21 protein-coding genes are annotated in these 25,052 nt (G+C 63.5%); 9 read left to right on the top strand and 12 right to left on the bottom strand.

Annotated features, from left to right (window positions below; all coding sequences use genetic code 11):
• The first annotated feature begins 137 nt into the window (after window positions 1-137).
• From ACKWRH_RS17020 to ACKWRH_RS17030, 3 genes are all read left to right on the top strand, one after another.
• A complete protein-coding gene (locus ACKWRH_RS17020; RefSeq protein ID WP_445221511.1) occupies window positions 138-1,442 on the top strand; it encodes an adenylate/guanylate cyclase domain-containing protein in 1,305 nt (434 codons plus the stop codon).
• A 338-nt stretch (window positions 1,443-1,780) separates the two neighbouring features.
• Window positions 1,781-3,544 carry an adenylate/guanylate cyclase domain-containing protein gene (locus ACKWRH_RS17025; protein WP_445221512.1) on the top strand — a complete coding sequence of 588 codons (1,764 nt, stop codon included), beginning with the start codon at window positions 1,781-1,783 and terminating at the stop codon, window positions 3,542-3,544.
• 131 nt (window positions 3,545-3,675) lie between these two features.
• Window positions 3,676-4,629, top strand: coding sequence for an ABC transporter substrate-binding protein (locus tag ACKWRH_RS17030; protein ID WP_445221513.1), 954 nt, complete (start codon window positions 3,676-3,678; stop codon window positions 4,627-4,629).
• Between the two features lie 91 nt (window positions 4,630-4,720).
• Here ACKWRH_RS17030 and ACKWRH_RS17035 read toward each other — a convergent pair whose 3' ends face one another.
• A complete protein-coding gene (locus ACKWRH_RS17035; RefSeq protein ID WP_445221514.1) occupies window positions 4,721-7,867 on the bottom strand; it encodes an efflux RND transporter permease subunit in 3,147 nt (1,048 codons plus the stop codon).
• Complete coding sequence (locus ACKWRH_RS17040) at window positions 7,864-9,072, bottom strand: efflux RND transporter periplasmic adaptor subunit (RefSeq protein ID WP_445222425.1); 1,209 nt, start codon at window positions 9,070-9,072, stop codon at window positions 7,864-7,866. Before ACKWRH_RS17040 ends, ACKWRH_RS17035 begins: the two co-directional genes overlap by 4 nt.
• Window positions 9,073-9,588: 516 nt before the next feature.
• Here ACKWRH_RS17040 and ACKWRH_RS17045 point away from each other — a divergent pair.
• A complete protein-coding gene (locus tag ACKWRH_RS17045) occupies window positions 9,589-10,263 on the top strand; it encodes a response regulator transcription factor (protein WP_445221515.1) in 675 nt (224 codons plus the stop codon).
• A 67-nt stretch (window positions 10,264-10,330) separates the two neighbouring features.
• Window positions 10,331-11,647 carry a sensor histidine kinase gene (locus ACKWRH_RS17050; protein WP_445222426.1) on the top strand — a complete coding sequence of 439 codons (1,317 nt, stop codon included), beginning with the start codon at window positions 10,331-10,333 and terminating at the stop codon, window positions 11,645-11,647.
• A gap of 24 nt (window positions 11,648-11,671) precedes the next feature.
• Here ACKWRH_RS17050 and ACKWRH_RS17055 read toward each other — a convergent pair whose 3' ends face one another.
• Both ACKWRH_RS17055 and ACKWRH_RS17060 read right to left on the bottom strand, forming a co-directional pair.
• Window positions 11,672-12,958: a M20/M25/M40 family metallo-hydrolase gene (locus ACKWRH_RS17055; protein WP_445221516.1), complete on the bottom strand. Its 1,287-nt coding sequence runs from the start codon at window positions 12,956-12,958 to the stop codon at window positions 11,672-11,674.
• A 56-nt stretch (window positions 12,959-13,014) separates the two neighbouring features.
• Window positions 13,015-13,170 carry a DUF6946 family protein gene (locus tag ACKWRH_RS17060; RefSeq protein ID WP_445221517.1) on the bottom strand — a complete coding sequence of 52 codons (156 nt, stop codon included), beginning with the start codon at window positions 13,168-13,170 and terminating at the stop codon, window positions 13,015-13,017.
• Window positions 13,171-13,404: 234 nt separating this feature from the next.
• Here ACKWRH_RS17060 and ACKWRH_RS17065 point away from each other — a divergent pair, with 234 nt between their 5' ends.
• Window positions 13,405-13,866 carry a hypothetical protein gene (locus ACKWRH_RS17065; RefSeq protein WP_445221518.1) on the top strand — a complete coding sequence of 154 codons (462 nt, stop codon included), beginning with the start codon at window positions 13,405-13,407 and terminating at the stop codon, window positions 13,864-13,866.
• 158 nt (window positions 13,867-14,024) lie between these two features.
• Here ACKWRH_RS17065 and ACKWRH_RS17070 read toward each other — a convergent pair whose 3' ends face one another.
• The 5 genes from ACKWRH_RS17070 to ACKWRH_RS17090 form a co-directional block, all read right to left on the bottom strand.
• Window positions 14,025-15,626 (bottom strand): TRAP transporter large permease, encoded by a 1,602-nt coding sequence (locus tag ACKWRH_RS17070; protein ID WP_445221519.1) that lies wholly within the window; start codon window positions 15,624-15,626, stop codon window positions 14,025-14,027.
• Window positions 15,623-16,162, bottom strand: a complete 540-nt coding sequence (locus tag ACKWRH_RS17075; protein ID WP_014496195.1) for a TRAP transporter small permease subunit — start codon at window positions 16,160-16,162, stop codon at window positions 15,623-15,625. The genes ACKWRH_RS17070 and ACKWRH_RS17075 overlap by 4 nt, the downstream gene beginning before the upstream one ends.
• Window positions 16,163-16,461: 299 nt before the next feature.
• On the bottom strand, window positions 16,462-17,496 hold the full coding sequence (gene moaA, locus ACKWRH_RS17080; protein WP_445221520.1) for a GTP 3',8-cyclase MoaA: 1,035 nt from the start codon (window positions 17,494-17,496) through the stop codon (window positions 16,462-16,464).
• Window positions 17,497-17,603: 107 nt separating this feature from the next.
• Window positions 17,604-18,080 (bottom strand): hypothetical protein, encoded by a 477-nt coding sequence (locus ACKWRH_RS17085; protein WP_445221521.1) that lies wholly within the window; start codon window positions 18,078-18,080, stop codon window positions 17,604-17,606.
• Between the two features lie 152 nt (window positions 18,081-18,232).
• Window positions 18,233-18,907, bottom strand: a complete 675-nt coding sequence (locus ACKWRH_RS17090; RefSeq protein ID WP_445221522.1) for an HAD-IA family hydrolase — start codon at window positions 18,905-18,907, stop codon at window positions 18,233-18,235.
• Between the two features lie 164 nt (window positions 18,908-19,071).
• Between ACKWRH_RS17090 and rpiA the strand changes: the two genes are divergently transcribed.
• The 3 genes from rpiA (at window position 19,072) to gor (ending at window position 21,850) form a co-directional block, all read left to right on the top strand.
• On the top strand, window positions 19,072-19,791 hold the full coding sequence (gene rpiA, locus ACKWRH_RS17095; protein ID WP_445221523.1) for a ribose-5-phosphate isomerase RpiA: 720 nt from the start codon (window positions 19,072-19,074) through the stop codon (window positions 19,789-19,791).
• Entirely contained in the window at window positions 19,788-20,330 is a 543-nt protein-coding gene (locus ACKWRH_RS17100; protein ID WP_445221524.1) for a DUF2059 domain-containing protein, read from the top strand. Before rpiA ends, ACKWRH_RS17100 begins: the two co-directional genes overlap by 4 nt.
• Before the next feature lie 131 nt (window positions 20,331-20,461).
• Window positions 20,462-21,850, top strand: a complete 1,389-nt coding sequence (gor, locus tag ACKWRH_RS17105) for a glutathione-disulfide reductase (protein ID WP_445221525.1) — start codon at window positions 20,462-20,464, stop codon at window positions 21,848-21,850.
• 225 nt (window positions 21,851-22,075) lie between these two features.
• Here the strand turns inward: gor and ACKWRH_RS17110 are convergent, their stop codons facing one another.
• From ACKWRH_RS17110 to ACKWRH_RS17120, 3 genes are all read right to left on the bottom strand, one after another.
• Window positions 22,076-23,215: a hypothetical protein gene (locus tag ACKWRH_RS17110; RefSeq protein ID WP_445221526.1), complete on the bottom strand. Its 1,140-nt coding sequence runs from the start codon at window positions 23,213-23,215 to the stop codon at window positions 22,076-22,078.
• A gap of 347 nt (window positions 23,216-23,562) precedes the next feature.
• A complete protein-coding gene (locus ACKWRH_RS17115; RefSeq protein ID WP_445221527.1) occupies window positions 23,563-23,784 on the bottom strand; it encodes a hypothetical protein in 222 nt (73 codons plus the stop codon).
• A 26-nt stretch (window positions 23,785-23,810) separates the two neighbouring features.
• Window positions 23,811-25,052 (bottom strand): carboxylate-amine ligase, encoded by a 1,242-nt coding sequence (locus ACKWRH_RS17120; protein ID WP_445221528.1) that lies wholly within the window; start codon window positions 25,050-25,052, stop codon window positions 23,811-23,813.

Raw genomic sequence — 25,052 nt, forward strand, 5'->3', positions numbered from 1 at the left:
AGAAGCCGCCATCACGCCGATCTTGGCGGAACGTCCGTTTAGGGGGCCAACAGGAGACGTTGAGCCGTTCCCTGCAATCAAGACTGTTGCTATAATTCTGCGCCAGCCGGAAAGTCCCGGCAAGCGTGGGGTCGTCAATGCAGCCAGACACCCAGTACGCCAAGAGCGGCGACGTTCACATCGCTTATCAAGTGTTCGGCGAGGGGCCGCTCAACGTCGTCTTCGCTCCGCCGGCCTTTACCAACGTCGAGCACTGGTGGGACGAACCGGAGGTAGGTCGTTGGCTGCTGCGCCTGGCGAGCTACGCTAGGGTGGTGATGTTCGACAAGCGCGGCACCGGCCTGTCGGATCGGGGCGCTGACTTCCCGGGTCTGGACCAGCGTATGGACGACTTGCGGGCGGTCATGGACAGCACCGGCATGGACGAGGCGGCGCTTCTCGGTATTTCCGAGGGCGGCACGATGTCGGCGCTGTTCGCCGCGACCTATCCCAGTCGCTGCCGCGCGCTGGTGCTCTGCAACGCCTATCCTGCAACGACATTTGTTGTCCCGACGCTGGAACAAGTTCTTGACTATATTGACCGTAACTGGGGCAGCGGCGGCAGCGTGGCAAGATTTGCGCCTTCCCGTGTGAACGATGCCGCGTTCAAACGCTGGTGGGCTAAGAACGAGCGCGTGTCCAATAGCCCTGCTGGCGCCGCCGCGTACGCGCGCATGAACCGTCTGATTGACGTCAGCGACATCGTCTCGACGATCCAGGTCCCGACCCTCGTCATCCACCGGACGGGGGACAGCAACGTCAGGGTCGAGGGCGGCCGGTTTCTCGCCACGCATATTCCAGGCGCCCGCTATCTCGAGTTCGCGGGGGTCGACCACCTTCCCTTCGTCGGCGACAATGCCGACGACATCGCCGATGCGATCGAGGAGTTTCTGACCGGCTCGCGTGCGCCTGTCGCGGTCGACCGCGTGCTTGCCACGGTGCTCTTCACCGACATCGTCGGCTCGACCGAGAAAGCCGCCGCGCTCGGCGACCTTCGCTGGCGCGACCTCCTTGACACCCATCACACCGCGATACGGCGCTCCCTCTCACGCTTCCGCGGCCATGAAATCAAGACGACCGGCGACGGCGTTCTTGCCACTTTCGACGGTCCGGCACGCGGCGTGCGCTGCGCTTGTGCCATCGCCGACGAGCTCAGGCCGCTGGGCATTGAGGTCCGCGCCGGCCTTCATACCGGCGAGTGCGAGGTCATAGGCGAAGATATCGGCGGCATTGCCGTTCACATCGGAGCGCGCGTGGCGGCGCTCGCCACAGCGAGCGAGGTGTTGGTGTCGGGCACGGTCAAGGATCTGGTGGCGGGTTCCGGCTTGCGTTTTTGTGACCGTGGCAATCATTTGCTCAAGGGGGTCCCCGGAGATTGGCGCATCTTTGCAGTCGAACGGTAGATGCGGCAGCTCTAACCAGTTCGGATTGGCGCCCCTCCAATGGGCCAATGGTGGAAGTCGTCCTGCGATTTTCACCGCTGGCCGTAACGGAGATGTCGGCGCATCCCGCATCGAGATGCGAGCCATTAGCTGCCTCCATTTACATCGCCGGATCCGATCTCATCCACTTTAGCTTATGGCACGATGTGATCCAAAGCAGAGTCCGCAAGCGAGCTATCGGCGCTATCCCTGGGGAGGGGGACACCCGTATGCTCCGGATTCGAATGAACTCCACCCGACGGCGGAGCGACATGTTATTCTGGACCATTGTATTTATGTGATTATCAGGAGACCGGATCATGATTCCGCAGGATCGGTTTCGCGGCCTCTTTCATAAATATCTGCTCGCGCTTTTCGTGGCTGTCGCGATCCCACTTGCGTTCAACGGGGTTATTGAGGCGTGGTTCGGCTATCGCGATCAGCGCGCGAGGCTCGACCAGTGGCTTAGCCTCCAGTCCGCATCCGCGGCCGCCGAAATACACGATTTCATCTACGGCATCACAAGTCAGCTTGGCTGGCTGGTTCAGCTTCCATGGAGTGACGAGTTCGACGAACGCCGGCGGACCGACGCGTTGCGCCTGCTTCGACAAGCGCCCGCCATCGTCAGTCTCACACTCCTCGACGGCAATGGCCTGGAGCGTCTCTACATCTCGCGGATCGGCCTCAATCGTGTCGAGAGCCGTACGGACCGATCAGCTGATCCCGCCTTGGTTGGTGCCCGCGCAGCTCAGATCTGGTTCAGCGACGTCAGCTACAATCGAGGCTCCGAACCGTACTTGACGGTTGGGATGACCGGCAACCGACCGGCGGTCGGCGCAGTCATAGCCGAAGTGAACCTCAAGCTGATTTGGGACGTGATCTCGGCGATCAAGGTCGGAAGGACCGGCTCCGCCTTCGTCCTGGACCGATCGGGTCGCCTGATCGCCCATCCCGACATCAGCCTCGTGCTCCGCGGGGCGGAGGAAGCAACCTCCAAACCATTTCGGGCTGTGCGGGACGCGATAGGGCCGAAAGCGGGCTTCGCAACCAGCCGGGATGCACAAGGACACTATGTTGCTGCCAGCGCGGCTCCCGTACAGGGCCCCGACTGGACAGTCGTGGTCGTGCAGCCGCTATCCGAAGCTTATGCGCCGATCTATTCCGCCCTGTGGCGGACGGCAATGCTCCTCGCAATCAGCACCATGCTCGCAGGGATACTTGCCTATGCATTGGCGCACCGGATGACGGAGCCGATCAAGCTGCTCGAGGAGGGCACGGAGAGGATTGGCGCCGGGTCCTTTGACCACCGCATTTCAATCCACACCGGGGACGAGTTCCAGCGTCTTGCAAACAGTTTCAACAGAATGGCGTCCGAGCTGGCGCTGGCGCAGCAGCACCAGGAGCGCATCGCCAAGCTCAAGCGGTTCCTTGCCCCCCAGGTCGCCGATCTCGTCGATCGAGCCGGCGATGACAGCGTGCTGGACGGCCGCCGTACGGAAGTCGTCGTTGTCTTCTGCGATTTGAGGGGGTTCACCGCGTTTTCGGCAGGCGCCGCGCCCGAGGACGTCATGAGCGTACTGGCGGAGTATTATGAAAGCCTCGGCAGGGTCATCGCGAAATTCGAGGCAACGCTGATCAATTTCTCCGGCGACGGACTGATGGTGCTGGTGAACGCACCCGTCCCGGTCGAAGAGCCTGCATTGAGAGCCATCGATCTCGCCGTCGACATGCAGACGAACGTGCAAGTCCTCATCGCCGGCTGGCGATCGCGTGGCTATCACGTTGGTTTCGGAATCGGCCTTGCCAGCGGGCCGGCGACTGTCGGCCGGATCGGATACGAGGACCGGCTCGACTACACCGCCATTGGGAGCGTCGTGAATCTTGCGGCCCGACTGTGCGCATCTGCCGCAGACAAGGAAATCCTGATCGACGCCAAAGTCGCCGCCGACGTCAAGGGCAGGCGGCCCGTTGAGGATCTCGGGGGCCGCGAAATCAAAGGATTTGACGAAGCTATTCCGGTCTTCGGAATATCCTTTGATGCTCTCTCGCCGAGTGGCCGCGGGATGCCTGGCACAATCCGCTAGAGACTGTTCGAGTATCCGGGGCTATGCTCCGGCAAATGGCTGACGGCAGCGGGTCCGTAGGCATGAGGTGCGCCAACCCTGGAGCAGCAACGCTACCCAGACGCGCCAGACGGCGCGATTTTCTTCTTTGGATGGCAGGCGCCGCGACGTGGACGACCGTCTCGTATGGGCAGAAGCCCTCCATGCCGGTCATCGGCTATCTTTGCCCGGAGTCACCCGAGCTCTTTGGCAGTCGACTTGGGGCTTTCCGACAGGGACTGGAGGAAGCCGGCTTCGTCGAGGGTCGCAATGTGGCGATCGACTTTCAGTGGGCCAACGGACAATATTCTCGATTGCCTGCCCTGGCTGCTGAATTGGTCGCCAGAAATGTAGACCTGATCGTGGCTCCTGGTGGGGCTCCCGTGGCACTTGCCGCGAAGGCTACGGGTACGACCAAGACCATCGTGTTCGAGATGGGCGGCGACCCCGTTCAGCTGCGCGTGGTGGACAGCCTGTCGCGGCCCGGCGGAAATATCACGGGAGTATCGAGCCTGAGCGTCGATGTGTCGCCAAAGCGGCTTGAGCTGATGCGCGACCTGTTGCCCACGGCGACCAGATTGGCGGTGGTCGCCAACCCGACAAGTCCGACCGCACCATCACAATTGCAGAAGCTTCAGGCGGCCGCGGAAGCCCTGCGGGTTCAACTGCAGATCTATAGCGCAAGCAAGGAGGATGAATTTGAATCGATGTTCGCCACCGTTGCCAGGGACGGGCCAGGCGGAGTTGTGTTTACCTCCGACCCCTATTTTGCATTTCGCAGTGCTCGGCTGGCGGCTCTCGCGATGAAATATCAATTGCCCGCAATCACGCAGACCCGAGACTTTCCCGTGGCTGGAGGTTTGATGAGCTACGGAGGAGATTTCATGCAGTCGCACCGTCGCGCGGGTATCTATGCCGGACGCATTCTGTCGGGCGTGAAGCCTTCTGACCTTCCAGTTCAGCTCGTCACGAAGGTGGAGCTCGTTGTCAATTTGAAGGCAGCGAAACTGCTCGGCCATCCGTTCTCCGCAGCAGTCATTGCCGGCGCAGACGAGGTGATCGAGTAAATGTGCGTGTACGCGAGCTCGGTCTTGCCGGCTCTTGCGCCCGCCAGGGGAGGGCGCGCGACGCAGCGAAAGAGACGAGTTTCAGTGCTTGTCAGACCGCCGGGGGAAGCGGTGTCCGGCCGGATTTGCCAACGCGATGCTTCGCCATCTCCCGCCATCGCTGAAAGGTCACGTACAGCAACGGCACCAGGAAAATGCCGATCGAGCTTGCCGCGAGCATGCCGCCGAACACCGCGGTGCCGACCGCGCGGCGGCTAATTTCGGCTGCTCCAGTCGCGACAACCAGCGGCACCAGGCCGAGAATGAATGCGATCGAGGTCATCATCACTGCTCGGAACCGCATTTGTGATCCCAGCACCGCCGCATCTTCCACCGATCGACCGGCTTCACGCTGCTCCTTTGCGAATTCCACGATCAGGATTCCGTTCTTGGCAGCGAGCGCGATCAACACGACGAGCCCGATCTGGCCGTAAAGGTCGAGATTGAGCCCGGCGATCTTGATCGCCGCATAGGAGCCGAGAACACCCACCACGACGGCCAGCAGGACGGGGACAGGAATGGTCCAACTCTCATAGAGCGCCACCAGGAACAGATATGCGAACAGCACTGCCAGTCCGAGGATGACGCCAGTTTGGCCCGACGCCGCCTGCTCCTGATAGGCCGTGCCGGTCCATTCGAAGGAATAGCCCGCCGGCAATGTGGACCTGGAGAGTTCCTCCATCGCAGCGATCGCCGTGCCCGAGGAAACGCCGGCCGCAGGTCCGCCATTGATGGTGACCGAACGGTAGTTGTTGTAACGCGTGATCACCTGCGGCCCGGTCACGATCCTGATATTCGCGATGGAGCGAATTGGCACCATTTCGCCAGTGCTGTTGCGAACGTAGATTTGCCAGATGTCTGAAATGTCACCGCGATTGGCCGCTTCGCCTTGCACATTGACCTGCCAGGTACGGCCAAACAGGTTGAAGTTGTTGACATAGAACCCGCCGAGGGTTGCCTGTAACGCCGTGAACACGTCACTCATGTTGAGGCCAAGGGCCTGAGCCTTTGCACGGTCGATATCAAGATAGATCGATGGATTGGTCGCGGTGAAGGTCGAGAAGACCCGCGTCAGCCGCGGATCGCGGTTCGCCACGCTGATCAAGCCACTCACCACGCTGCCGACCGCCGCAGGATCTTGTCCCTCGAGCGCCTCGAGCTGATATTCGAACCCGCCTGAGGTCGATAGACCGATAATCGGCGGCAGATTGAATGGCAGAATGTTGGCCTCGCGGATTTGCGCGCCGGCGTTGAACGTCCGCCGGATAGTCGCCTGCACCGAATCCGAGGCCGCCGTGCGATCCGCGAATGGCTTCATCCGTGCGACGATGAAGGCCGAATTCGGCTGGTTGCCACCATCGAGCAGCGAAAAGCCGATGATCGAGAGCACGTGTTGGATTGCGGGAATCTGCTTGAGCAACGTCTCGACCTGCTTAGTCACCTCGCTGGTACGCGCAACCGACGCCGCGTCGGGCAGTTGCACCGCTATGAAGAACGCGCCCTGGTCCTCCTCGGGCAGAAACCCGGTCGGCGTGATGCGCGACACGCCAAAAATTCCGCCCGTGAACACCAGGACCGCGACAAGCGACAACAGCGCCATGCGCAGCAGGCGGCGGACGATGCTGGCATAGCGGTCGCGAACCCAATCGATTCCGCCGAGCACGCGCGCCATGATGCCGCGCCGCGGCCCGCTATGGCGCAAGAACACCGCACAGAGCGCCGGAGACAACGTGAGCGCGTTCAGCGCCGAGATCACCATCGCCGCGCTGATCGTGACCGCGAACTGGCGAAACAACGTTCCCGAGATTCCCGGGATGAACGCGATCGGCACGAACACCGATAACAGTACCAGCGAGATCGCAATGATCGGCGCGGTGATCTGCGCCATCGCCTTTTTTGTCGCCTCGGCGGGCGAAAGATCCGGCTCCTCCTCCATCACGCGTTCGACATTCTCGACAACAACGATCGCATCATCAACCACGATGCCGATAGCGAGCACCATCGCGAGAAGGGAGACCGTGTTGGCGGAGTAGCCTAGCGCCAAGAGGACCGCGAAGGCACCGATCAAGCTGACGGGAACCGCGACCGCCGGAATCACGGTCGCGCGCAAATTGCCGAGGAATACGTAGACCACGATCACGACGAGCAGGAAGGCTTCGCCCAGCGTCTTCAGCACTTCCTTGATGGTGTCCGTGACAAAGGTCGTCGAATCGTATTGCACAAGGTGTGTCAATCCGGGTGGAAACCGCTCCGACAGTCTGGCGAGCGTAGCTTGCACGGCTCTCGCCGTCGTCACCGCGTTTGCGCCAGGGGCGAGATAGATGCCCATGGGTACGCCGGCCTGCCCGTCGATCCGAGACTCGCTGTCCATATTTTGCGCGCCGATCTCGACGCGGGCGACGTCCTTGATCCGCAATACCGAGCCGTCCGGATTGGCGCGCAACAGGATATCGCCAAACTGCGTCGAGGTGGTCAGCCGACCTTGCGTCTGCACGTTGAACTGGAACTGCTGATCGTCGCTGATCGGGCGGGCCCCGATGCGGCCGACCGGTGCCTGCACGCTCTGTGCGCGGATCGCCGCGATCACGTCCGACGGCGTCAGATTGAGGCTGGTAAGGCGCTGCGTATCGAACCAGATGCGCATAGAGTAATTCAGCTTGGCGAACAGCGTCGCTTGGCCGACGCCGGGTGTGCGAGAAATCGCATCGAGGACGTTGATGATGGCATAGTTTGTGATGAACAGCGGATCCTGCTCGCCGTTCTTGCTGTAGAGCACGATAAACTGCAGCACCGCCGAGGAGCGCTTCTGTACCGTCAGTCCTTGCGCCTGTACTTCGGTCGGCAGTTGCGCGAGAGCGCTCTGCACGCGGTTATTGACGTTTACGGTATTGATGTCGGGATTGGTGCCGAGCGCGAACGAGACAGTCAGCGTATAGCTGCCGTCATTGCCGCTGGTCGACTTCATGTAGAGCATCTTGTCGACGCCGACGACCTGGGCCTCAAGCGGTTGGGCGACGCTCGATTCCACCACCTCGGCGGACGCGCCCGGAAAGTTGGCGCTGACGGTAACCTGCGGGGGCACGATGTCCGGGAACTGTGCCACCGGGATCTGCAAGAGCGCAAGCGCACCCGCGATTGTGATGACAAAGGCGATCACAATGGCCAGGCGTGGACGATCTACGAAGATCGACGAAATCATGGGGCTGCGCCCGTCGGTTTCGGGCCGATCCCGCCGCCGCTTTTCTGGCTGCTGCCACTAACCGCGCTCGCGTTCATGCTCGACTGCAGCAGCGCGCTCGCGGGTCCCGGCGCCACGGGCCGGCCGGGCTGCACCCGTTGTAGGCCCTCGACGATCACCTTTTGGCCTGGCGAAAGTCCACTTGTCACGGATGCAACCGTCGGCGTTGATTGCCCAAGCTGAATTCGCTGCTGTTCGGCTTTGTTGTCGGCGCCGAGAACAAAAACATACTCACCTTGCTGATCCGAGAGAACGGCTGAACGCGGGATCGCCACCACATCGACCGGCTGCACGCCTTCGAGCAGCACAGTGACGAACTCACCGTCGGTAAGCTCGCGAACGGTCAGGCGGCCGCCGGACAGATGCGGCAAGGGTGGATTGGGAATCGTGCCCCGCAGCGTGATCGTGTCGGTGTTCTGGGCGACCGTGTTATTGACAAAATTGAGCTTGCCTACCTGATCATACAGACGGCCGTCCGTCAGCCGAAGGCGAATAACAACTGCGTTGAAGCCGCCCCGTGGGGCGTAGCGTTCGCGTAGATCCAGCGCTTCGCGGAGCGACACCGGAAACGTGACATACATCGGGTCCTGACTGACGATGGTTGTCAGCACGCCCGAACCCGGGCTGACAACGTTGCCGTCAGTGACGGAGGTGCGTCCAATCATGCCGTCGATCGGCGAGCGAATTTCGGTGTAGTCGAGATTGATCTGCGATAGGTCGACCTGCGCCTGCGCCGCCTGCACTTGCGCTTCCAGGCTCTGCTGGTTGGCGATTGCGGCGTCATAGGTGGATTGTTGGCCGGCCGGTCCGCCCAGCAGCGTCCTCGCCCGCTCGGTTGTCAGCTTGGCGTTGACCAAGGTTGCCTGGAGCTGCGCGACCTGCGCCTGCTTCGACTTGAGGTCGGCTTCAAAGGGACCGCGCTCGAGCTTGTAGAGCAGATCGCCGGTCTTGACCTCGGCGCCTTCCACGAAATCGCGCTGCTCCAGAAAGGCGGTGACGCGCGCGACGACGCTGACGCGATTGGTCGCTTCGATACGTCCCAGAAACTCGCTGGATTGGATGACGGGCCGCTTGACCGCTTCCATCACGCCGACGGCCGGAGGTCCCGCTGGGCCGACCTGGGCGTCGGCGCTTGCGATCGTTCCGAAACCGATGGCCCCCAGCATGACGGCGCTTACCAGCGTGCCGCTCACTGTTTTATCAAGGTGCATGCCCTTGTGCGCCTTCCACTTTTCAGGTCTCGATCTGCTGTCGTGGCGGTAGAACGCAATCACATTCATAGCAGGACCGTGGCAGGACGTCGACGACGGGCGATTTCTCACTTCTGACCAGTCAGGCGTCGCGTCCACGATGGGACGGAACCGTGCCCGGGCTGACGGCAAGAACTTGCCCTAAACCAAGGCCCCGCGGCCGAGAGAAACGACCTCGGCCGCCATTTTGAGTGGCGGGTCCGCTGCGGGGCAGAAGCGGCAATGTTTATTCAATCGCGCGATTTCTGCTCGCTCCCCAGCCGACATCCGCTGCCCTATGAGTACGCGTCCTAATCAGCTTACACTAACCTGACAGGAGAGACCGGCCGGCCTGCCGGGCGTTTTTTCGCTGGCCGAGGCGCCTCGAATGGTGGAAGAGAGCGAAGATGCGGCGCGAGCCGTGATTGCACCGGAACCTCCGGCGGGACTGCGATGCGCCTTCTGATCGTCGAGGACAATGTCGAGCTGTCGCGGCTCGTTGCCGCCGGGCTGTCGGCCGCCGGCTTCCAGAGCGACATCGTGAGCACCGCGGCCGAGGCGCGCGAGGCGGTCAGCAGCGTCAGCTACGCTGCGATGATCCTCGACCTCGGCCTGCCCGACGGCGACGGCCTGTCGGTGCTGCGCGAGCTGCGCCGGCAGATGGAGCCGCTGCCGGTGCTGGTGCTGACCGCGCGCGGCGGCCTGCAGGATCGCGTCAGCGGCCTGCGCAGCGGCGCCGACGACTACCTGGCAAAGCCGTTCGCGATGGAGGAGCTGGTGGCGCGGCTGGAGGCGATCCTGCGCCGGCCCGGCCAGCTGCTCGGCCGCTCGCTGCGCCTCGCCAATCTCGTCTACGACACCGAAAGCCGCCAGATTTTCGTCGACGACCAGCCGCGGATCATCTCCGCGCGCGAGACCTCGGTGCTGGAAATCCTGCTGCGCCGGCAGGGGCGGGTGGTGCCGAAGAAGAATGTCGAGGACCACATCTTCGGGCTCGAAGGCGAGGTCGCCTCCAACGCGGTCGAGGTCTACGTCTCGCGGCTGCGCAAGCAGCTCACCGAACACGGCGCCAAGGTCGTGATCCACACCATCCGCGGCGTCGGCTATCTCTTGTCCGAGGAGAAATAGCGTGGCGGCCGCCGGGGCCTATGGCAGATCGCCGACATTCAAATCGTTGATCTGGCGCATCGTGTTCATGCACATCGTGGCGGTCGCGATGGTCGCGATCTTCCTGCCGCTGGTGCTGTTCTGGCTGCTCAATTCCGAAGTCGACCAGCTGCACCGCGAAGCCATGCGGGCGCAGGCCGAGGTGCTGGCCGAGCGCATCGTCGCGGCGCCGGACGGCCTGCTGACGTTCAACCTGCCCGACAGCCTGCGGGGCCTCTATTCGGAAGCCTACGGCCGCTATCTCTACGACATCCGCGATGCCGAGGGCCGTTTGCTGTTTTCGTCCCGCCGCAAGACGGGAGCTGCCGTGTCGGCGCCGCCGACACTTTCCGAGACGATTTCCGGCGCCGGCGTCACCCGCATCATCGACGGCAAGATCGTGCGCATCCGCGTGGCCGAGGATCTGGCGCATCGCGACGTCATCATCGACGACATCATCTCGAACTTCTTCCGCCGGGTCGGGTGGATCACCATTCCGATCCTGCTGATCCTGCTCGCCGCCGATATCATCATCTTCCGCCGCGCCATCGCGCCGTTGTGGAAGGCCTCGGAGGAGGCCAGCAATATCGGCCCGGCGCGCACCGACATCCGCCTGCCGACGGAGCAGATCCCGCGCGAGATCATGCCGCTGGTCATCGCCGTCAACCAGGCGCTCGACCGCCTCGAGGACGGTTTTCGGGTGCAGCGGCAGTTCACGGCGGATGCCGCGCATCAATTGCGGACGCCGCTCACGATCCTCCGCACGCGGATCGAGACGCTGGGCGATGGCGCCGCAAGGCAGGCGCTGCACGACGACATCGAAGGCATGAGCCGCATCGTCGCCCAGCTGCTGGAGATCGCCGAACTCGACACCCTGGTGCTCGATCCCGGCGAGACCGCGGATCTGCGCGCCGTCTGCGCCGAGGTGGTCGGCTCCATCGCGCCGTTCGCGATCGCACAGCACAAGGACATCGCGCTGAAGGGCGCCGACGCGCCGGTGCTGATCCACGGCAATGCGGAGATGCTCCAGCGTGCGATCTTCAACCTCGCCGAAAACGCCATCAAATTCACAGCGAAGGATACCTCCGTCGATGTCGAGGTGCGCGAGGACGGCTCGGTGCGCGTGCGCGATTGCGGCCCCGGCATCGCGGAGACCGAGCGCGACCTGATCTTCCAGCGCTTCTGGCGCGCCGACCGCCAGCGCAGCGACGGCGCGGGCCTCGGGCTCTCGATCGTGCGCGGGGTCGCGGACGATCATGCCGCGACGGTGGCGGTGGAAAATCTGCCGGGCGGCGGCGCGGAGTTCACGCTGCGGTTTCGGCTGGCGGAGGGAGCCGTTGCTGCTCCCTCCCTTGGTCAAGGCTGATCGTCGAGCCCCGCGAGGGGCGGGCTATTTCAGCTTGCCGGTGGACAGGTCCATGATCATGCGCGTGGCCAGATAAAGCCGCGGCACGATGCTGTTGATCTGCACATATTCGGCATCGTTGGAGTGCGCGCCGAAGCCGGACAGGCCCATGCCTTCCACCACGGCGCCGCTGGTCTTGAGCGCGGCAAATGCGGCGTCGGTGCCGCCGCCGGTCGCCTTCTCGTCGACCTTGAGGGACAGTCCGATCTCCCCATAGATCGTCTTGCCGTAGGCCGCGACGCGGCGCGAGGCGTCGTTGGCCTCCAGCGGCGGGCGGCGCACCTCGAATTTCAGCTCGACCCTGGAGTCGGGCAGCAGGCGATTCTTGATCTTCTCCTGCAACGCCTTCTGCAGCTCGTCGAAATCGGCGACCTTGAGCGCACGCGCATCGGCCTGGGCCGAGGCGTCGGCCGGGATCACGTTGCGGTTGGTGCCGGCCTTCGAGACCGTCCAGTTCAGCTTCAGGCCCTGCTCGGGCTTGGACAGGTCCTTCATCTGCAGCACCTGGTGCGAGAGCTCGTACAGCGCGTTGACGCCGCCCTCGGGCCGCGCGCCGGCGTGCGAGGACTTGCCATGCACCGTGAGATAGGCCGAGCCGATGCCGCTGGTGGCAAGGCGCAGCGTGCCGTCGGTGCCGCCGCCTTCGAACGAGAACACCACGTCCTGATCCGCAGCGAATTTGGTGATGGTGCTGCGCCAGCCGGGCGAGGAGATCTCCTCGTCGCCATTGGTGAGCACCGTGAGGGTGCCGTAATCCCTGAAGTTGAGTTTCTGGAGCATCGCCACGGTATGGAGAATGAGCGCGACGCCCTGCTTGTCGTCGGCAATGCCAAGGCCGTAGGCCTTGTCGCCGTCGACGCGGAACGGCTGGTCCTTCAGCATGCCCTTCAGGTACACCGTGTCCATGTGGGCGATCAGCATGATCTTCTTGCTGCCAGTGCCCTTGAACACGGCGTGCACGGCCGGGCCGATCGTCTCGGGCGTGTCGTCGAGGCGATAGACGTCGGTGGGGTGCAAAATCTCCACCGTCCCGCCGAGCTGCTTGAGCTGGCCGGCAACGCGCTCGGCGATCTGGTTCAGGCCGTCGATGTCCTTGCTGCCGGATTCGATGCTAACGAGATCGCGCAGCGTGTCGAGCAGCGGCTGCTGCTCCTTTTGCGCCAGCGCATGGACATCGGTCATCGGTTCCGCATGCGCAAACGTTGCGGCACATGCCAGCCAGAGCGATGCGATCAAGGGGGTGAGCGACGGAGCTGGGAGCGATCGGGACATGCGCGGCGGTCCATCAATTGGAGGATGGCCCGGTATGCCCGTGTTTCCGGCGCTTGTCACGCGCGCGGACCCGGCGGCAATTCCTCCGCTGCTTCCCAGCAATGCGCCACTGTTCGCACAGAACAGCGAGCGCGCCATTGCCTGGTCGGGTCGGCGAGAAGTGCCTGCCAACTATGTGCGCCTGACGTTCGTACATAGATCATCGTTCCCATCGCGCACGCCTCGAAATTTCCCGCCCTCGCAGCTCGCTCTCAGATTGTAAAGCCGACTAGAGGAGTAATCCGTATTCACCTTTGGAGGTATTGGCGAACCGCCGCCTGAGCTCCAAGCTCATCCGATTGCATCGGCGTGCTCGTCGCCAAACTCCCGTGAGAGGCCGCAATGACCCTGATCCCATTTCGACCCCGGCGTGACCCATGCGGGCCCCTTGGAAAGGGAATTGCGAGATGAATACGAAGCAGGCCGCCGCTCAGCTATCGCGCGCCAAAAACGCGCTGCAATTAATCAAGCGCTGCATCAAGGACGGTGACGAGCACCAAGCGCTCAATCATGCGAGCGTCGCGCTCGACGCACTGTCACAGATCGAAGGCGATACCCTATCCGACGACATCGTGATCCATTGGGACGATCGCGGAAACTACAACCGGTACAAAGTCGCCTGCGACGCGCAGGACGCCGGCAACCCGCGCGCTCTCGCCCGCGAATTCGTCAAGGTCGTGGAGCACGCCAGCGAAGAAACCCAATCGACAGAGGTGACCTGGCACGATGACGCTGTGACGCTGTTTGTTCATAAGCTGGAAAGGTCGTGCAACTCAGAACGTCGCTTTAGCGAAGTTTACGCCAACTGCAAAAAGAAGATGGAGGCGCACTACGATGCGCCGAACGTGGTGACATTCTCACGGAACTGATCAGCGTGACCGTTGACGCTGGCCCCCACGATCACTGCAATGAATGCGGCGAGATTGCAAATAAGAGAGCACGAGTAAGTTAACGCCCTTCCTTCTCCCGCATCCGCCTTCGCCAAGGCTTCGGCGGACATGAGGGGAGAAGAAAGAAAGCGCGGCCGCTACTTCTGCGGCGGTCCCAGATCCAGCGGCGGCAGGTCGATCTGCGGCACCTCGATCTTGACCTTGTCGAGGTCGACGTTGAGCGGCTTGTCGAGCAGGCCCGTCACCGTGACCGGGAAGATGATCACGAGCAGCACCATGATCATCTGCAGGCCGATCCAGGGGATCGCGCCCCAATAGATGTCGGAGCTCTTCACTTCCTTCGGCGCCACGCCGCGCAGATAGAACAGCGCGAAGCCGAACGGCGGATGCAGGAACGAGGTCTGCATGTTCACGCACAGCATCACGCCGAACCAGATCAGCGCCGCGTCCGGTCCCACCACCGGCGCGAGGACCTTCTGCGCGATCGGCGCGATCATCGGCAGGATGATGAAGGCGATCTCGAAGAAGTCGAGGAAGAATGCCAGGAAGAAGATGAAGAGGTTGATGAAGATCAGGAAGCCCCACACGCCGCCGGGCAGCGAGGTCAGGAGATGCTCTAGCCAGACGCCGCCGGAGACGCCGAGGAACACCACCGAGAAGCAGGTCGAGCCGATCAGGATGAAGGTGACCATGCAGGTGAGGCGCATGGTGGACTCGTAGCCCTGCTTGATCAGGTCGCGCAGGTCGGGGATGCGCGCGGCCTGGATGCAGATCCAGGTCACCGCGAGATAGGTCACCGCGAATGCGAGCTTGAAGATCAGGTTCTCACTGTACAGCATCGCGACGATGGTGCCGATGCCGGCGGCGATCACGCCTGTTATCAGCACCTTGCGGTCATTCGAGGAGAAGTCCTTGTGGTGGATCGCGGCGAGCACGATGGCGCCGACCGCGCCCATGGCGCCGGCTTCGGTCGGGGTCGCGAGGCCCATCATCATGGTGCCGAGCACGACGAAGATCAGCACGGCCGAGGGGATGATGCCCATCAGGCACTTCTTCCACAGCGCCCAGCCGGTCAGCGTGCGCGCTTCCAGCGGCACCGGAGGCACGTGGCCCGGCTTGATCAGGCCGAGAACGAAGGTGTAGCCGGCGAACAGCATGATCTGGAACACCGAGGGGCCCCAGGCGCCGAGATACATGTCGCCGACCGACTTGCCGAGCTGGTCGGCGAGCACGATCAGCACCAGCGAGGGCGGCACCAGCTGCGTGATCGTGCCGGAGGCCGCGAGCACGCCGGTGATGTAGCGCATGTTGTAGCCGTAGCGGATCATCACCGGCATCGAGATCAGCGCCATGGCAATGACCTGCGCCGCCACCGTGCCGGTGATGGCGCCGAGGATGAAACCGACGATGATGACGGAATAGCCGAGGCCGCCGCGGACCGGGCCGAACAGCTGGCCCATCGAGTCCAGCATATCTTCGGCTAGTCCACATCTCTCTAATATAGCGCCCATGAAGGTGAAGAACGGGATCGCGAGCAGCAGCTCGTTGGAGAGCACGCTACCGAACACCCGTCCGGGAATCGCCTGGAGGAAGTTGAGGTCGAAGAATCCGAGATGGATGGCGAGGAAGCCGAAGGAGAGGCCGACCGCCGCGAGCGTGAACGCGACGGGGAAGCCGATCAGCATCGCCAGAACCAGGCCGCCGAACATCAGCGGCGGCATCATTTCCAGCGTAATCATTGGGTCGGCCTCTCGTACTTGGCGTCGATCGTCACATAGCCCTGGAGAGCCGCGATACGCTTGATGACTTCGGAAACACCTTGGAGCGCCAGCAAGACGAAGCCGGCGGGGATCACGAACTTGATGGGCCAGCGGATCAGGCCGCCGGCATTGCCCGACATCTCGCCGACGTTATAGGCCTGCATGAAGAACGGCCAGGACAGATAGGCGAGCAGGAGGCAGGAGGGGATCAGGAAGCAGAGCGTGCCGATCATGTCGAGCCAGAGCTGGCCGCGTTCCGAGAGCGTGAGGTAGAAGATCTCGACGCGGACATGCTCATTGCGCTTGAAGGTGTAGGACGCGCCGAACATCACCAGGATGGCGAACATGTACCATTGCAGCTCCAGCCAGCCGTTCGAGGAGTTGCTGAAGGCATAGCGGATCATGGCATTGGCCGCGCTGACCAGGCACGCCAGCAGCACCAGGATGTTACAGACGTACCCAATCTTTTCATTGAGGGCGTCGATGGCGTTGCTCACCGCCAGCAATGGACGCATCTTACTTTCTCTCCGTCGCCGTCGCGGCCTAACACTTTACGGGAGGCTTCAGCACGCATCGCCTGGCCGGCGTGCGAAAAGCACGCGACCGTACGGATGAAATTCCGGAGCGATTGCGGCGTCAGTCCTCCCCTCGTGCCTTGCCGTCTTGACCGCGACCGCCAAAGGGGCGGGGCCGGCTTATTGCTGCCGGGCAAGCAAAGGCGGCTGCACCAAACCAGCGGGCTTGTGCGCCGTCAATCGGAAAATGGGCAAATTGACGCCGAGTCAAAAGCTTATGGCGGGGAGGCGCGAATCCCTCAGCCGCCGGTGACGCTCATGTGCCTGGAGACGCTGGGGCGGTCGTGGCGGCGGTCGATGATGAAATCGTGGCCCTTGGGCTTCAGCCCGATGGCACGGTCGATCGCATCCGCAAGCAGCATGTCGTCGTCAGATGCACGCAGAGGTTTGCGCAAATCTGAAGCATCCTCGTGGCCGAGGCAGGTGTGCAGCGTGCCCGTGCAGGTGATGCGCACCCGGTTGCAGGATTCGCAGAAATTATGGGTCATCGGCGTGATGAAGCCGAGCTTGCCGCCGGTCTCGGCAACGCTGACATAGCGCGCCGGCCCGCCGGTGCTCTCGGCCAGATCGGTCAACGTGAATTGCTGGGCGAGCCGCGCGCGCACCAGCGACAGCGGCAGGTACTGGTCGATACGGCCCGAGCCGATCTCGCCCATCGGCATGACCTCGATCAGCGTCAGCCCCATGCCCTTGCCGTGCGCCCAGCGCATCAGGTCGGGAAGCTCGTCCTCGTTGAGGTTCTTCAGCGCCACCGCGTTGATCTTCACGCCAAGCCCAGCGGCGCGCGCGGCTTCGATGCCCTCCAGCACCTTGTCGATCTCGCCCCAGCGGGTGACCTCGCGAAATTTCTTGGGATCGAGCGTGTCGAGCGAGACGTTGATGCGGCGGACGCCGCAATCGGCGAGCTCCCGGGCGTGTTTCGCAAGCTGGGTGCCGTTGGTGGTCAGGGTCAGCTCGCTCAGGGCACCGCTCGAAAGGTGGCGGGACAGCGAGCGCACCAGCGTCATCACGTTGCGGCGGACCAGCGGTTCGCCGCCGGTGAGCCGCAGCTTCCTCACGCCCTTGGCGATGAAGGCCGAGCAGAGCCGGTCGAGCTCTTCCAGCGTCAGCAGGTCCGCCTTGGGCAGGAACGTCATGTCTTCGGACATGCAATAGAAGCAGCGCAGATCGCAGCGGTCGGTGACGGATACGCGCAAATACGAGATGGTCCGCCCGAACGGATCGGTCATCGCGCTCGACAGCGCGTCCCGGGGGCTCGCGGAAAGTCCGTTCATACCAACTGCCTTGTCACTTACGGCGACGGGCGCACCTTTGCTTCAGCGGTGCTTGGAAGCAATCTAAGCATTGGACGCGGTTAGGACAATCGGGTGGTATACGTAAGTCAGCGCTTCCCGGCGTTCGGGTCGGGGAACGGCGAGCCTGCATCCGGCGCGGTCTCGACTGGAGCTGCGGCAGGCGCGGCTGCGACGGCTTTCGGCTTCTTGGGCCGGTGCGGCTTGCGGACCGGCTTTGGCGGGGCGGCCGGCTGAAGCTCGGCGAACACCGGACTAGGATCGGTGGTGACCGAGGCGGGTGTGGTGAAATCCCCGGGATTCTTGATCACGTTCACCGGCACGCTGGCTGGCTGGAACTTGGGCAGCGCGAAAGCGACCGTGAAGGGAGCGTCAGGGGCGGGAACCGAGACGGAGCAGGGGGTCTTGCAGCCCGCACCCAGCGAGGTCGTGGCGTCAGCCCCCGGAGGATTGGATTCGAGCCGGACCTGGACGGTCGGCGGCGCCGATTTGAACATGTCCCAAGACATCGAGGAGCAGCCACCAAGGCTCGCTCCCGTTAGCGCAATCGCGATGACACGACGCATGACCACCCACTTTAACTGCGACGAACCGCCACATCCCCGGGCGAACCTACGAGCGTCGTTCCAAGCAAGCAACCGGCGCGCTGCGCATAGATAATAGATGGTTAACGCAGAGTTCCGTGGAATATGCCAGTTATCTCAGTGGCTTGTGGTTTCTAGGCGGTCATCAGGCTGTGGACTGCGGCCGGCAGATCGCGCATGTGATGGATCAGCCGGTCCGGCTTCAGCTCGGCGATCGGCACGTCCGTATAGCCGAAGCTGACCCCGATCACGGGCACCCCGGCGCGCCGGGCCACGCCGACGTCGGTTCCGGCATCGCCGACCATGATGCTGGCTTTGACCGCTCCGCCGGCGCGCGCCACGGTCTCGCGGAAAATGGTCGGATCGGGCTTCTGGACGCCAAAGGTGTCCGCGCCGCAGATCGCGGCAAATCGGCGGGTGAGGTCGAGCTGGTCCAACAGCCGCTTCGACAGCCATTCCAGCTTGTTGGTGCAGACCGCCAGCCGGTGGCCCTGGGCCGTAAACTGGTCGAGCGCGGCCTCGAGCCCCTCGAACGGGCGGGATTCGACCGCGATGTGGTCGGCGTAATAGGCGATGAAATCCGCCGTCATCCGGTCCATGTCAGCCGGCGTGACCATGCGGCCCTCGGCCTCCAGCCCTCGTTCGATCAGCTTGCGGGCGCCGGCGCCGATCATGTTGCGGGCCGAGGCCATCGGCACGGGCGGCAGCCCTTCGCGGTCGAGCACGAAATTCAGCGCGGTGATCAGGTCGGGCGCCGTATCCACAAGCGTGCCGTCGAGATCGAAGACGAGGGTGTAAGGGGAGGTCATGGTCCCAGCGCTATCGGGCCAGCCGGATCGGCGCAAGGGCCGAAGCCATAAGTTCACCTTATAAGATCGGCCCAGAGGCCTGTTCCGGCGGGAAAAACGAGGCTACATAGGCCGCCGCAAGCAACCTATCGGCGGCACACTCTCAATTCAGGGGCGGGCGCATCGTGAACATGGACCAGTTGAAGCGGCAGGCTGCGGCGCGCGCCCTCGAGGAGGTGCGTGACGGCATGCAGCTCGGGCTCGGCACCGGCTCGACCGCCAAGCATTTCGTCGAGCTGCTCGGCGAGCGCGTGCAGGCCGGGCTCAAGGTGATCGGCGTGCCGACCTCGGAGGCGACGCGCCTCGATGCGCTGCGCTGCGGCGTGCCGCTGACCACGCTCGACGAGATCGACCATCTCGACCTCACCGTCGATGGCGCCGACGAGATCGATCCCGACTTCAACCTGATCAAGGGCGGCGGCGGGGCGCTGCTGCGCGAGAAGATCGTGGCGGCCGCCTCGGATCGCATGATCGTGATTGCCGACGACAGCAAATGGGTGCCGACGCTCGGCAAGTTTCCGTTGCCGGTCGAGGTCATCCCGTTCGGGCTCGGGGCGACGCGCCGCGCGATCGAAAAGGCATTTGCCGCATGCGGCGTTTCCGGGCAAATGGCGGTCCGCGAGGCCAAGGATGGCCACGTTTTCGTCACCGATGGCGGCCACTGGATCGTCGATGCCCAGCTCGGACGCATCAAAGATCCGCCCAGCCTCGCCAAGGCGTTGAGCGCGATCCCCGGCGTGGTCGAGCATGGGTTGTTCATCGGCTTGGCCAGCTCGGCCGTTTTGGCTGGCGGCGAGGGAATTCGCGTGATGGAACGGCGCAAGCCGAAAGGAGACCAGGAATGAAGAGCGTTTTGAAATTGTTGCCGGCCGTGACCCTCGCTGCGGGATTGGCCTTCCCGGCCATGGCGCAGCAGCCGGCTCCGGCCCAGCCCAAGGCCGCAGCCGCGCCGGCCCAGCCGAAGGCCTCGCCGGCGGCGATCGCGGCGGCCAAGGAGATCCTGCAGATCAAGAACGCCACCGTGATGTATCAAGGCGCCGTGCCGGGCATGGTCGAGAAGACCAAGATCACGCTGATCCAGCAGAACCTCAACTACCAGAAGGACCTCAACGAGGTCGCCCAGGTCGTCGCCCAGCAGCTCCAGGGTCGCCAGAACGAGATCGGCGAGGGCATGGCGCAGATCTATGCCAGCGAGTTCACCGAGCAGGAGCTGAAGGATCTCGTCACCTTCTACAAGTCGCCGCTAGGCAAAAAGCTGATCGACGCCGAGCCGCGCGCCATCGGTCTGAGCATGGCCTTCATGAACTCTTGGGCCCAGAACTTCTCCGAGACCGTGATGGGCAACTTTCGCGCCGAGATGCGCAAGCGTGGCAAGGAAATCTGACAGTACCTATCTGATCAAAAATCCCTAAAGCGCGTCATCGCGCTTTAGGCTGTTATTTGCGTATGATCCTATCGGAGAACCGCTGCACACTTCTCCGGATCATGCGCTGAAAGAAGAGGTCGGAGTGGACAATGGCTGAATTCGACGTCGACCTCTTTGTCATCGGTGGCGGCTCGGGCGGCGTGCGTGCCGCCCGCATCGCGGCCGGTCACGGTGCGCGCGTGATGATCGCGGAAGAGTACCGCATGGGCGGGACATGCGTGATCCGCGGCTGCGTGCCGAAGAAGCTGTTCGTGATCGGCTCGCATGTCCGTCACGAGCTGGAAGATGCCGCCGGTTTCGGCTGGACCGTTCCGCCCGCGACCTTCGACTGGCCGACGCTGATCGCCAACAAGAACAAGGAGATCGCGCGGCTGGAAGCGGCCTACACGACGAATGTCGAGAAGTCGGGCGCGCAGGTCGTCAAGAGCCGCGCGGTGATCGAGGACAAGCACACCATCCGCCTGCTCGAGAACGACCGGAAGATCACCGCAAAATACATCCTGATCGCCACCGGCGGCGCGCCCAACCACGGCGCCGCGATTCCAGGCATCGAGCACGTGATCTCCTCCAACGAGGCGTTTCACCTCAAGAAGCTGCCGAAGCGGATCGTGATCCAGGGCGGCGGCTACATCGCGCTGGAATTCGCCGGCATCTTCGCCGGCTACGGCTCCGACGTCACCGTGATCTATCGCGGCGACAACATCCTGCGCGGTTTCGACGAGGACGTTCGCGCCCACGTCCGCAGCGAGATGGAAAAACAGGGCATCACCATTCTCACCGGCTGCACGGTGGCGAAGGTCGATCGGCACCGCGAGGAATTCACCACGCATCTGTCGAACGGCTCGAGCCTCGCTTCCGACCAGGTGATGTTCGCGATCGGCCGCCATCCGTCGGTCGCCAATCTCGGCCTGGAGAAGGCCGGCGTCGCCATCAACCCCAAGAATGGCGGCATCGCGGTGGACCATTTCTCGAAGAGCTCGGTGGACAGCATCTATGCGATCGGCGACGTCACCCACCGGCACAATCTGACGCCGGTTGCGATCCGCGAGGGGCATGCGTTTGCCGACACCGTATTCGGCAAGCGCGAGGTGCAGGTCGATCATTCCTACATTCCGACCGCGGTGTTCTCGCAGCCGGAGGTCGGTACGGTCGGTCTGACGGAGACCGAGGCGCGTGCGCAATTCAGCCACGTCGACATCTACAAGACGACGTTCCGCCCGATCAAGGCGACCATGTCCGGCCGCGACACCCGCGTGCTGATGAAGCTCGTCGTCGATGGCTCGACCGACCGCGTGCTCGGCTGCCACATCGTCGGCGATTGTGCCGCCGAGGTCACCCAGGTGGTCGCGATCGCGGTGAAGATGAAGGCGACCAAGGCCGACTTCGACGCGACGATCGCGCTGCATCCGACCGCGGCCGAAGAGCTCGTCACCATGCGCACGCCGACGGCGCGGCATGTACGGCAGGCGGCGGAGTAAGAGCAGCACGAGCGGCTCTCAAGCGAACAGGATTTGGTCGAATTGGCGCGTGCTTACCCTCCCCCCTTGTGGGGGAGGGTGGCTTCGCGGAACGCGAAGCCGGGTGAGGGGTCTCTATCCTCACGAACGGTCGCGCCAGTGGAGAACCCCTCATCCGGCGCTTCGCGCCACCTTCTCCCACAAGGGGAGAAGGAAGAACACCTCCGGCGCCTAGCTGAGAACCTTCTACCCGTACAAATATCCAACCGGCTTGCCTTCGGTGCGCAGGGGGCGGACGTCCTTGTGCGTGATGATCTGGCCGGCGAGGCCGTCGATCTCGTCGCGCTGCGTCGGCGCCCAGCTGCGAAGCTCGTTCATGCCCTTCAGCAGGCCGAGCCTGAGGACCTGGGTGTTTTCGCCGACGCCAATGAGGCTGATCGACTCCTTGCCTGCCGTCACCACATCGCCGGCGGAAAGTTCAAAGCTCTCGCCGGACCTTTTCTTGAACTCGGCTGTGCCGCGAATGACGCGATAGATCACGACCTCGCCCTTGGCGAAACAGGTCGGGTCCGCGGCGATCGACGTGCTCTTCGGCAGGAGTGACTGGCCACGCGGGTCGGTTGCGATGATGTGGCCGGTGACGAGATGGCCGCTCGGCACTTCGATGCCGATGTCGCGCACGTACACCGGCATGGCCGATTTGATCGGACTGTCGACGAGCGGCTTGAACAGCGCGTCCAGCGCGAGGGGATCCTGAAGCCAGAAGCCCGCGTCGGCCGGCCGGTTGTGCAGAGGGTGGCTCCAGGCCACGCGCGGCGTCTCGGCCTCGTTGATCTGGTCCGGACCGACGATGGTCGGGTTCGGAAAGGTCGTCGGATCGGTCACGAAGGCTTCGAGGAATTTGCCGGAGTAGCCCATCGAGATCGGGTCGGGCACCACGGTCTGCGGCGTCTTCAGGCTTTCTTCGGTCGAGAGCCCCGACCAGGTGTAGAACAGCTGGCGGTGGACGATCGCGCTTTGCAGCATCGCCGCGCCGGGGCCGACATTGTAGAAGCGCCCGTCGTAGTCGAAGGTGAAGGCGCCCGAGGTGACCAGCACGAGCTGAAAGCCGCCCGGCGGAAGATGAAGATGGAAATCGGTGGGGCCGGTGTCCGGGCGGTAGATCGGGAGGTTCGTCGCGACTTCGTGCAGGAGGAAGGTTTCGTTGTTGGCGTGGAAGCCCTCGTTCGCGCGGTTGTAGAGGGCCTGCGGCCGGTACGTCGCCTCGAACCTGGCATTCCTGTCGCGATCGATCGCCACGAAATCCTGAGCGTTGAGGCGTAGTGGCGCGCCGTTCGGATGGGTGAGGCCGGTAAATTTGAGATCGCCGGCGGCATGCACGTTCATGGCACTCTCCGATCTTTGCCGCTCATCCGGTCTCCGGGCGCACGCATCTTGCTGCGCCAATTCGTGGGAGCAGGGAATCAGGCCTGACGCTGCCCTGCGAATTCTGGGCCAGTCGAGATGCAGCACGATGCGCGGGCTCGGCGGCTCCGCACGGCGCGATGAAAAATCGAGATTGCACCGGAGGTTAGATGGCGCGTTAGGCTGGCTTGCCCGGGCCTCATCGCCGAGCCCGCAACCCCGGCGACGGGGCGCGTCTTGTCTAATTTGTCGGCAAGCCCCGGCGCGGGCGTGCAGCCGCGCAGGTCGCGTCGATCAGCAAAGGCCGGCGGCCGGGCACGAGAAACCGCTCATTCGAATGGCTGACGGACGATCCGCTCGGGCTTGCCGATCGGGCTGTCCGCCCATTTCGCCATGTCCACTGTTCGCGCGTCGATGCCTTCGCACCAGAGGCAGCTGAGCTCCGCGCGGCCCTTGGCCGAAAGCAGCGGTACAAGTCCGTGGCCGCAGCCAGCGCAAGACGTGACGCGATTCACGCGTTCCTCCACGATCATCGAATTCAGGAGCGACATTGTCGTTCGCCAAGCTTGCGCGGGCGCTATGACGGCGAACGAACGCTTCCGATCGGAGCGCTCGCGCCCGAGATCGTCGAGGCTGCGATCCAGCGCGAGACCGCCCCGATGTCCTCCGAATTCTCGCGATAGGCGCGAAGCTGGAACTCCGCCGAGCTGCCGCGCTCCACGATGGTCCGGCAGTGCTCGACCTCGGCGGTGCAGTTCAGCGCGGCTGCGTCCTGGGCGACGTCGTCGATGATCCGGGCCAGCAGCTCCGAGATGGTGACCGGCCCGTCCTTCGAGGCAAAGATGCAATCGGTGCCGTAGCGCTGGGCCCGCCATTTGTTCTCGACCGCAATCGCGCGCTCGACCACTGTGACCTCCTTCGACCGATGCGGCCGCAGATAAAGATGGCGCGTCAGGCAGCGATAGAGCGAGGCGATGGCAACGGCGTCGTCGATGAAAGTGCAGGTGTCGGGCGCGCGAAGCTCGAGCGTCGGATGCCTCATGGACGGCCGCATCGCCCACCAGATGTGGCTCTCGTCGGGAATCACGCCGGAGCGTTTTAGCGCGCCGACATATTCGTCGTAGTCGTGCCTGTTTTCGAACAGTTCGGGCAAGCCGGTGCGCGGCAGCTCGGAATAGGCGGCAAGCCTGTAGCCCTTCAGCCCGGTCTTGTGGGAATTCCAGAACGGAGAGGAGGCCGACAGCGCGATGAACAGCGGCAGATGCGGCAGCATCGCCCGCATCACCGCCATGCGCTTCTCGGGATCGGGCAGCTGGACGTGCACATGCATGCCGCACATCATGTTGCGGTGGCCGATGCTGCGCAGATCCTCGATCATCTCCTCGTAGCGCGGCTTCGGACTCGGCTGCGACATGCGCCAGACCGCGGTCGGATGCGTGCCGCAGGCCATGATGACGAAGCCGTATTGCGCGGCGACGTTGGCGACCTCGCGGCGGAGGAACCGCAGCTCCTCCCGGGCGTCATTGACATCGACGTGAACGTTGGTGGCAACCTCGAGCTGGGATTGCAGCATCTCCCGCATCGCCTGGCCGCCGGTGGACCAGTTCACCGACTCGAACAGCGCGTTGGGCGTTTCGATGGCGACCTCGAGGCTGCGGCGATCGGCGAGGAAGTATTCCTCCTCGATGCCGAAGGAGTATTCAGCCGCCTTGCCCCGTCCGCCGGCAGAGCGGATGACGAGGTGCTGCTTGTCATCGGAGGAATCGAGGCGCAGCAGTTTCAAAACGTCTGACGCAAATGGCTCTGAAGCAAATGTCAT

This window comes from Bradyrhizobium sp. Pa8, assembly GCF_052588265.1.

What these genes read in the sequence shown, in the direction of transcription:
- ACKWRH_RS17115 (WP_445221527.1), bottom strand. Translation starts at nt 23,784, where the DNA reads ATGTCGCTCCTGAATTCGATGATCGTGGAGGAACGCGTGAATCGCGTC.
- ACKWRH_RS17075 (WP_014496195.1), bottom strand. Translation starts at nt 16,162, where the DNA reads ATGCGTCCATTGCTGGCGGTGAGCAACGCCATCGACGCCCTCAATGAA.
- ACKWRH_RS17100 (WP_445221524.1), top strand. Translation starts at nt 19,788, where the DNA reads ATGAAGAGCGTTTTGAAATTGTTGCCGGCCGTGACCCTCGCTGCGGGA.
- ACKWRH_RS17050 (WP_445222426.1), top strand. Translation starts at nt 10,331, where the DNA reads ATGCACATCGTGGCGGTCGCGATGGTCGCGATCTTCCTGCCGCTGGTG.
- ACKWRH_RS17030 (WP_445221513.1), top strand. Translation starts at nt 3,676, where the DNA reads ATGGCAGGCGCCGCGACGTGGACGACCGTCTCGTATGGGCAGAAGCCC.
- ACKWRH_RS17055 (WP_445221516.1), bottom strand. Translation starts at nt 12,958, where the DNA reads ATGTCCCGATCGCTCCCAGCTCCGTCGCTCACCCCCTTGATCGCATCG.
- ACKWRH_RS17065 (WP_445221518.1), top strand. Translation starts at nt 13,405, where the DNA reads ATGAATACGAAGCAGGCCGCCGCTCAGCTATCGCGCGCCAAAAACGCG.
- ACKWRH_RS17025 (WP_445221512.1), top strand. Translation starts at nt 1,781, where the DNA reads ATGATTCCGCAGGATCGGTTTCGCGGCCTCTTTCATAAATATCTGCTC.
- ACKWRH_RS17020 (WP_445221511.1), top strand. Translation starts at nt 138, where the DNA reads ATGCAGCCAGACACCCAGTACGCCAAGAGCGGCGACGTTCACATCGCT.
- ACKWRH_RS17120 (WP_445221528.1), bottom strand. Translation starts at nt 25,052, where the DNA reads ATGACATTTGCTTCAGAGCCATTTGCGTCAGACGTTTTGAAACTGCTG.
- ACKWRH_RS17045 (WP_445221515.1), top strand. Translation starts at nt 9,589, where the DNA reads ATGCGCCTTCTGATCGTCGAGGACAATGTCGAGCTGTCGCGGCTCGTT.
- ACKWRH_RS17110 (WP_445221526.1), bottom strand. Translation starts at nt 23,215, where the DNA reads ATGAACGTGCATGCCGCCGGCGATCTCAAATTTACCGGCCTCACCCAT.
- ACKWRH_RS17070 (WP_445221519.1), bottom strand. Translation starts at nt 15,626, where the DNA reads ATGATTACGCTGGAAATGATGCCGCCGCTGATGTTCGGCGGCCTGGTT.
- ACKWRH_RS17090 (WP_445221522.1), bottom strand. Translation starts at nt 18,907, where the DNA reads ATGACCTCCCCTTACACCCTCGTCTTCGATCTCGACGGCACGCTTGTG.
- ACKWRH_RS17085 (WP_445221521.1), bottom strand. Translation starts at nt 18,080, where the DNA reads ATGCGTCGTGTCATCGCGATTGCGCTAACGGGAGCGAGCCTTGGTGGC.
- ACKWRH_RS17035 (WP_445221514.1), bottom strand. Translation starts at nt 7,867, where the DNA reads ATGATTTCGTCGATCTTCGTAGATCGTCCACGCCTGGCCATTGTGATC.
- moaA (WP_445221520.1), bottom strand. Translation starts at nt 17,496, where the DNA reads ATGAACGGACTTTCCGCGAGCCCCCGGGACGCGCTGTCGAGCGCGATG.
- ACKWRH_RS17040 (WP_445222425.1), bottom strand. Translation starts at nt 9,072, where the DNA reads ATGCTGGGGGCCATCGGTTTCGGAACGATCGCAAGCGCCGACGCCCAG.
- gor (WP_445221525.1), top strand. Translation starts at nt 20,462, where the DNA reads ATGGCTGAATTCGACGTCGACCTCTTTGTCATCGGTGGCGGCTCGGGC.
- ACKWRH_RS17060 (WP_445221517.1), bottom strand. Translation starts at nt 13,170, where the DNA reads ATGGGAACGATGATCTATGTACGAACGTCAGGCGCACATAGTTGGCAG.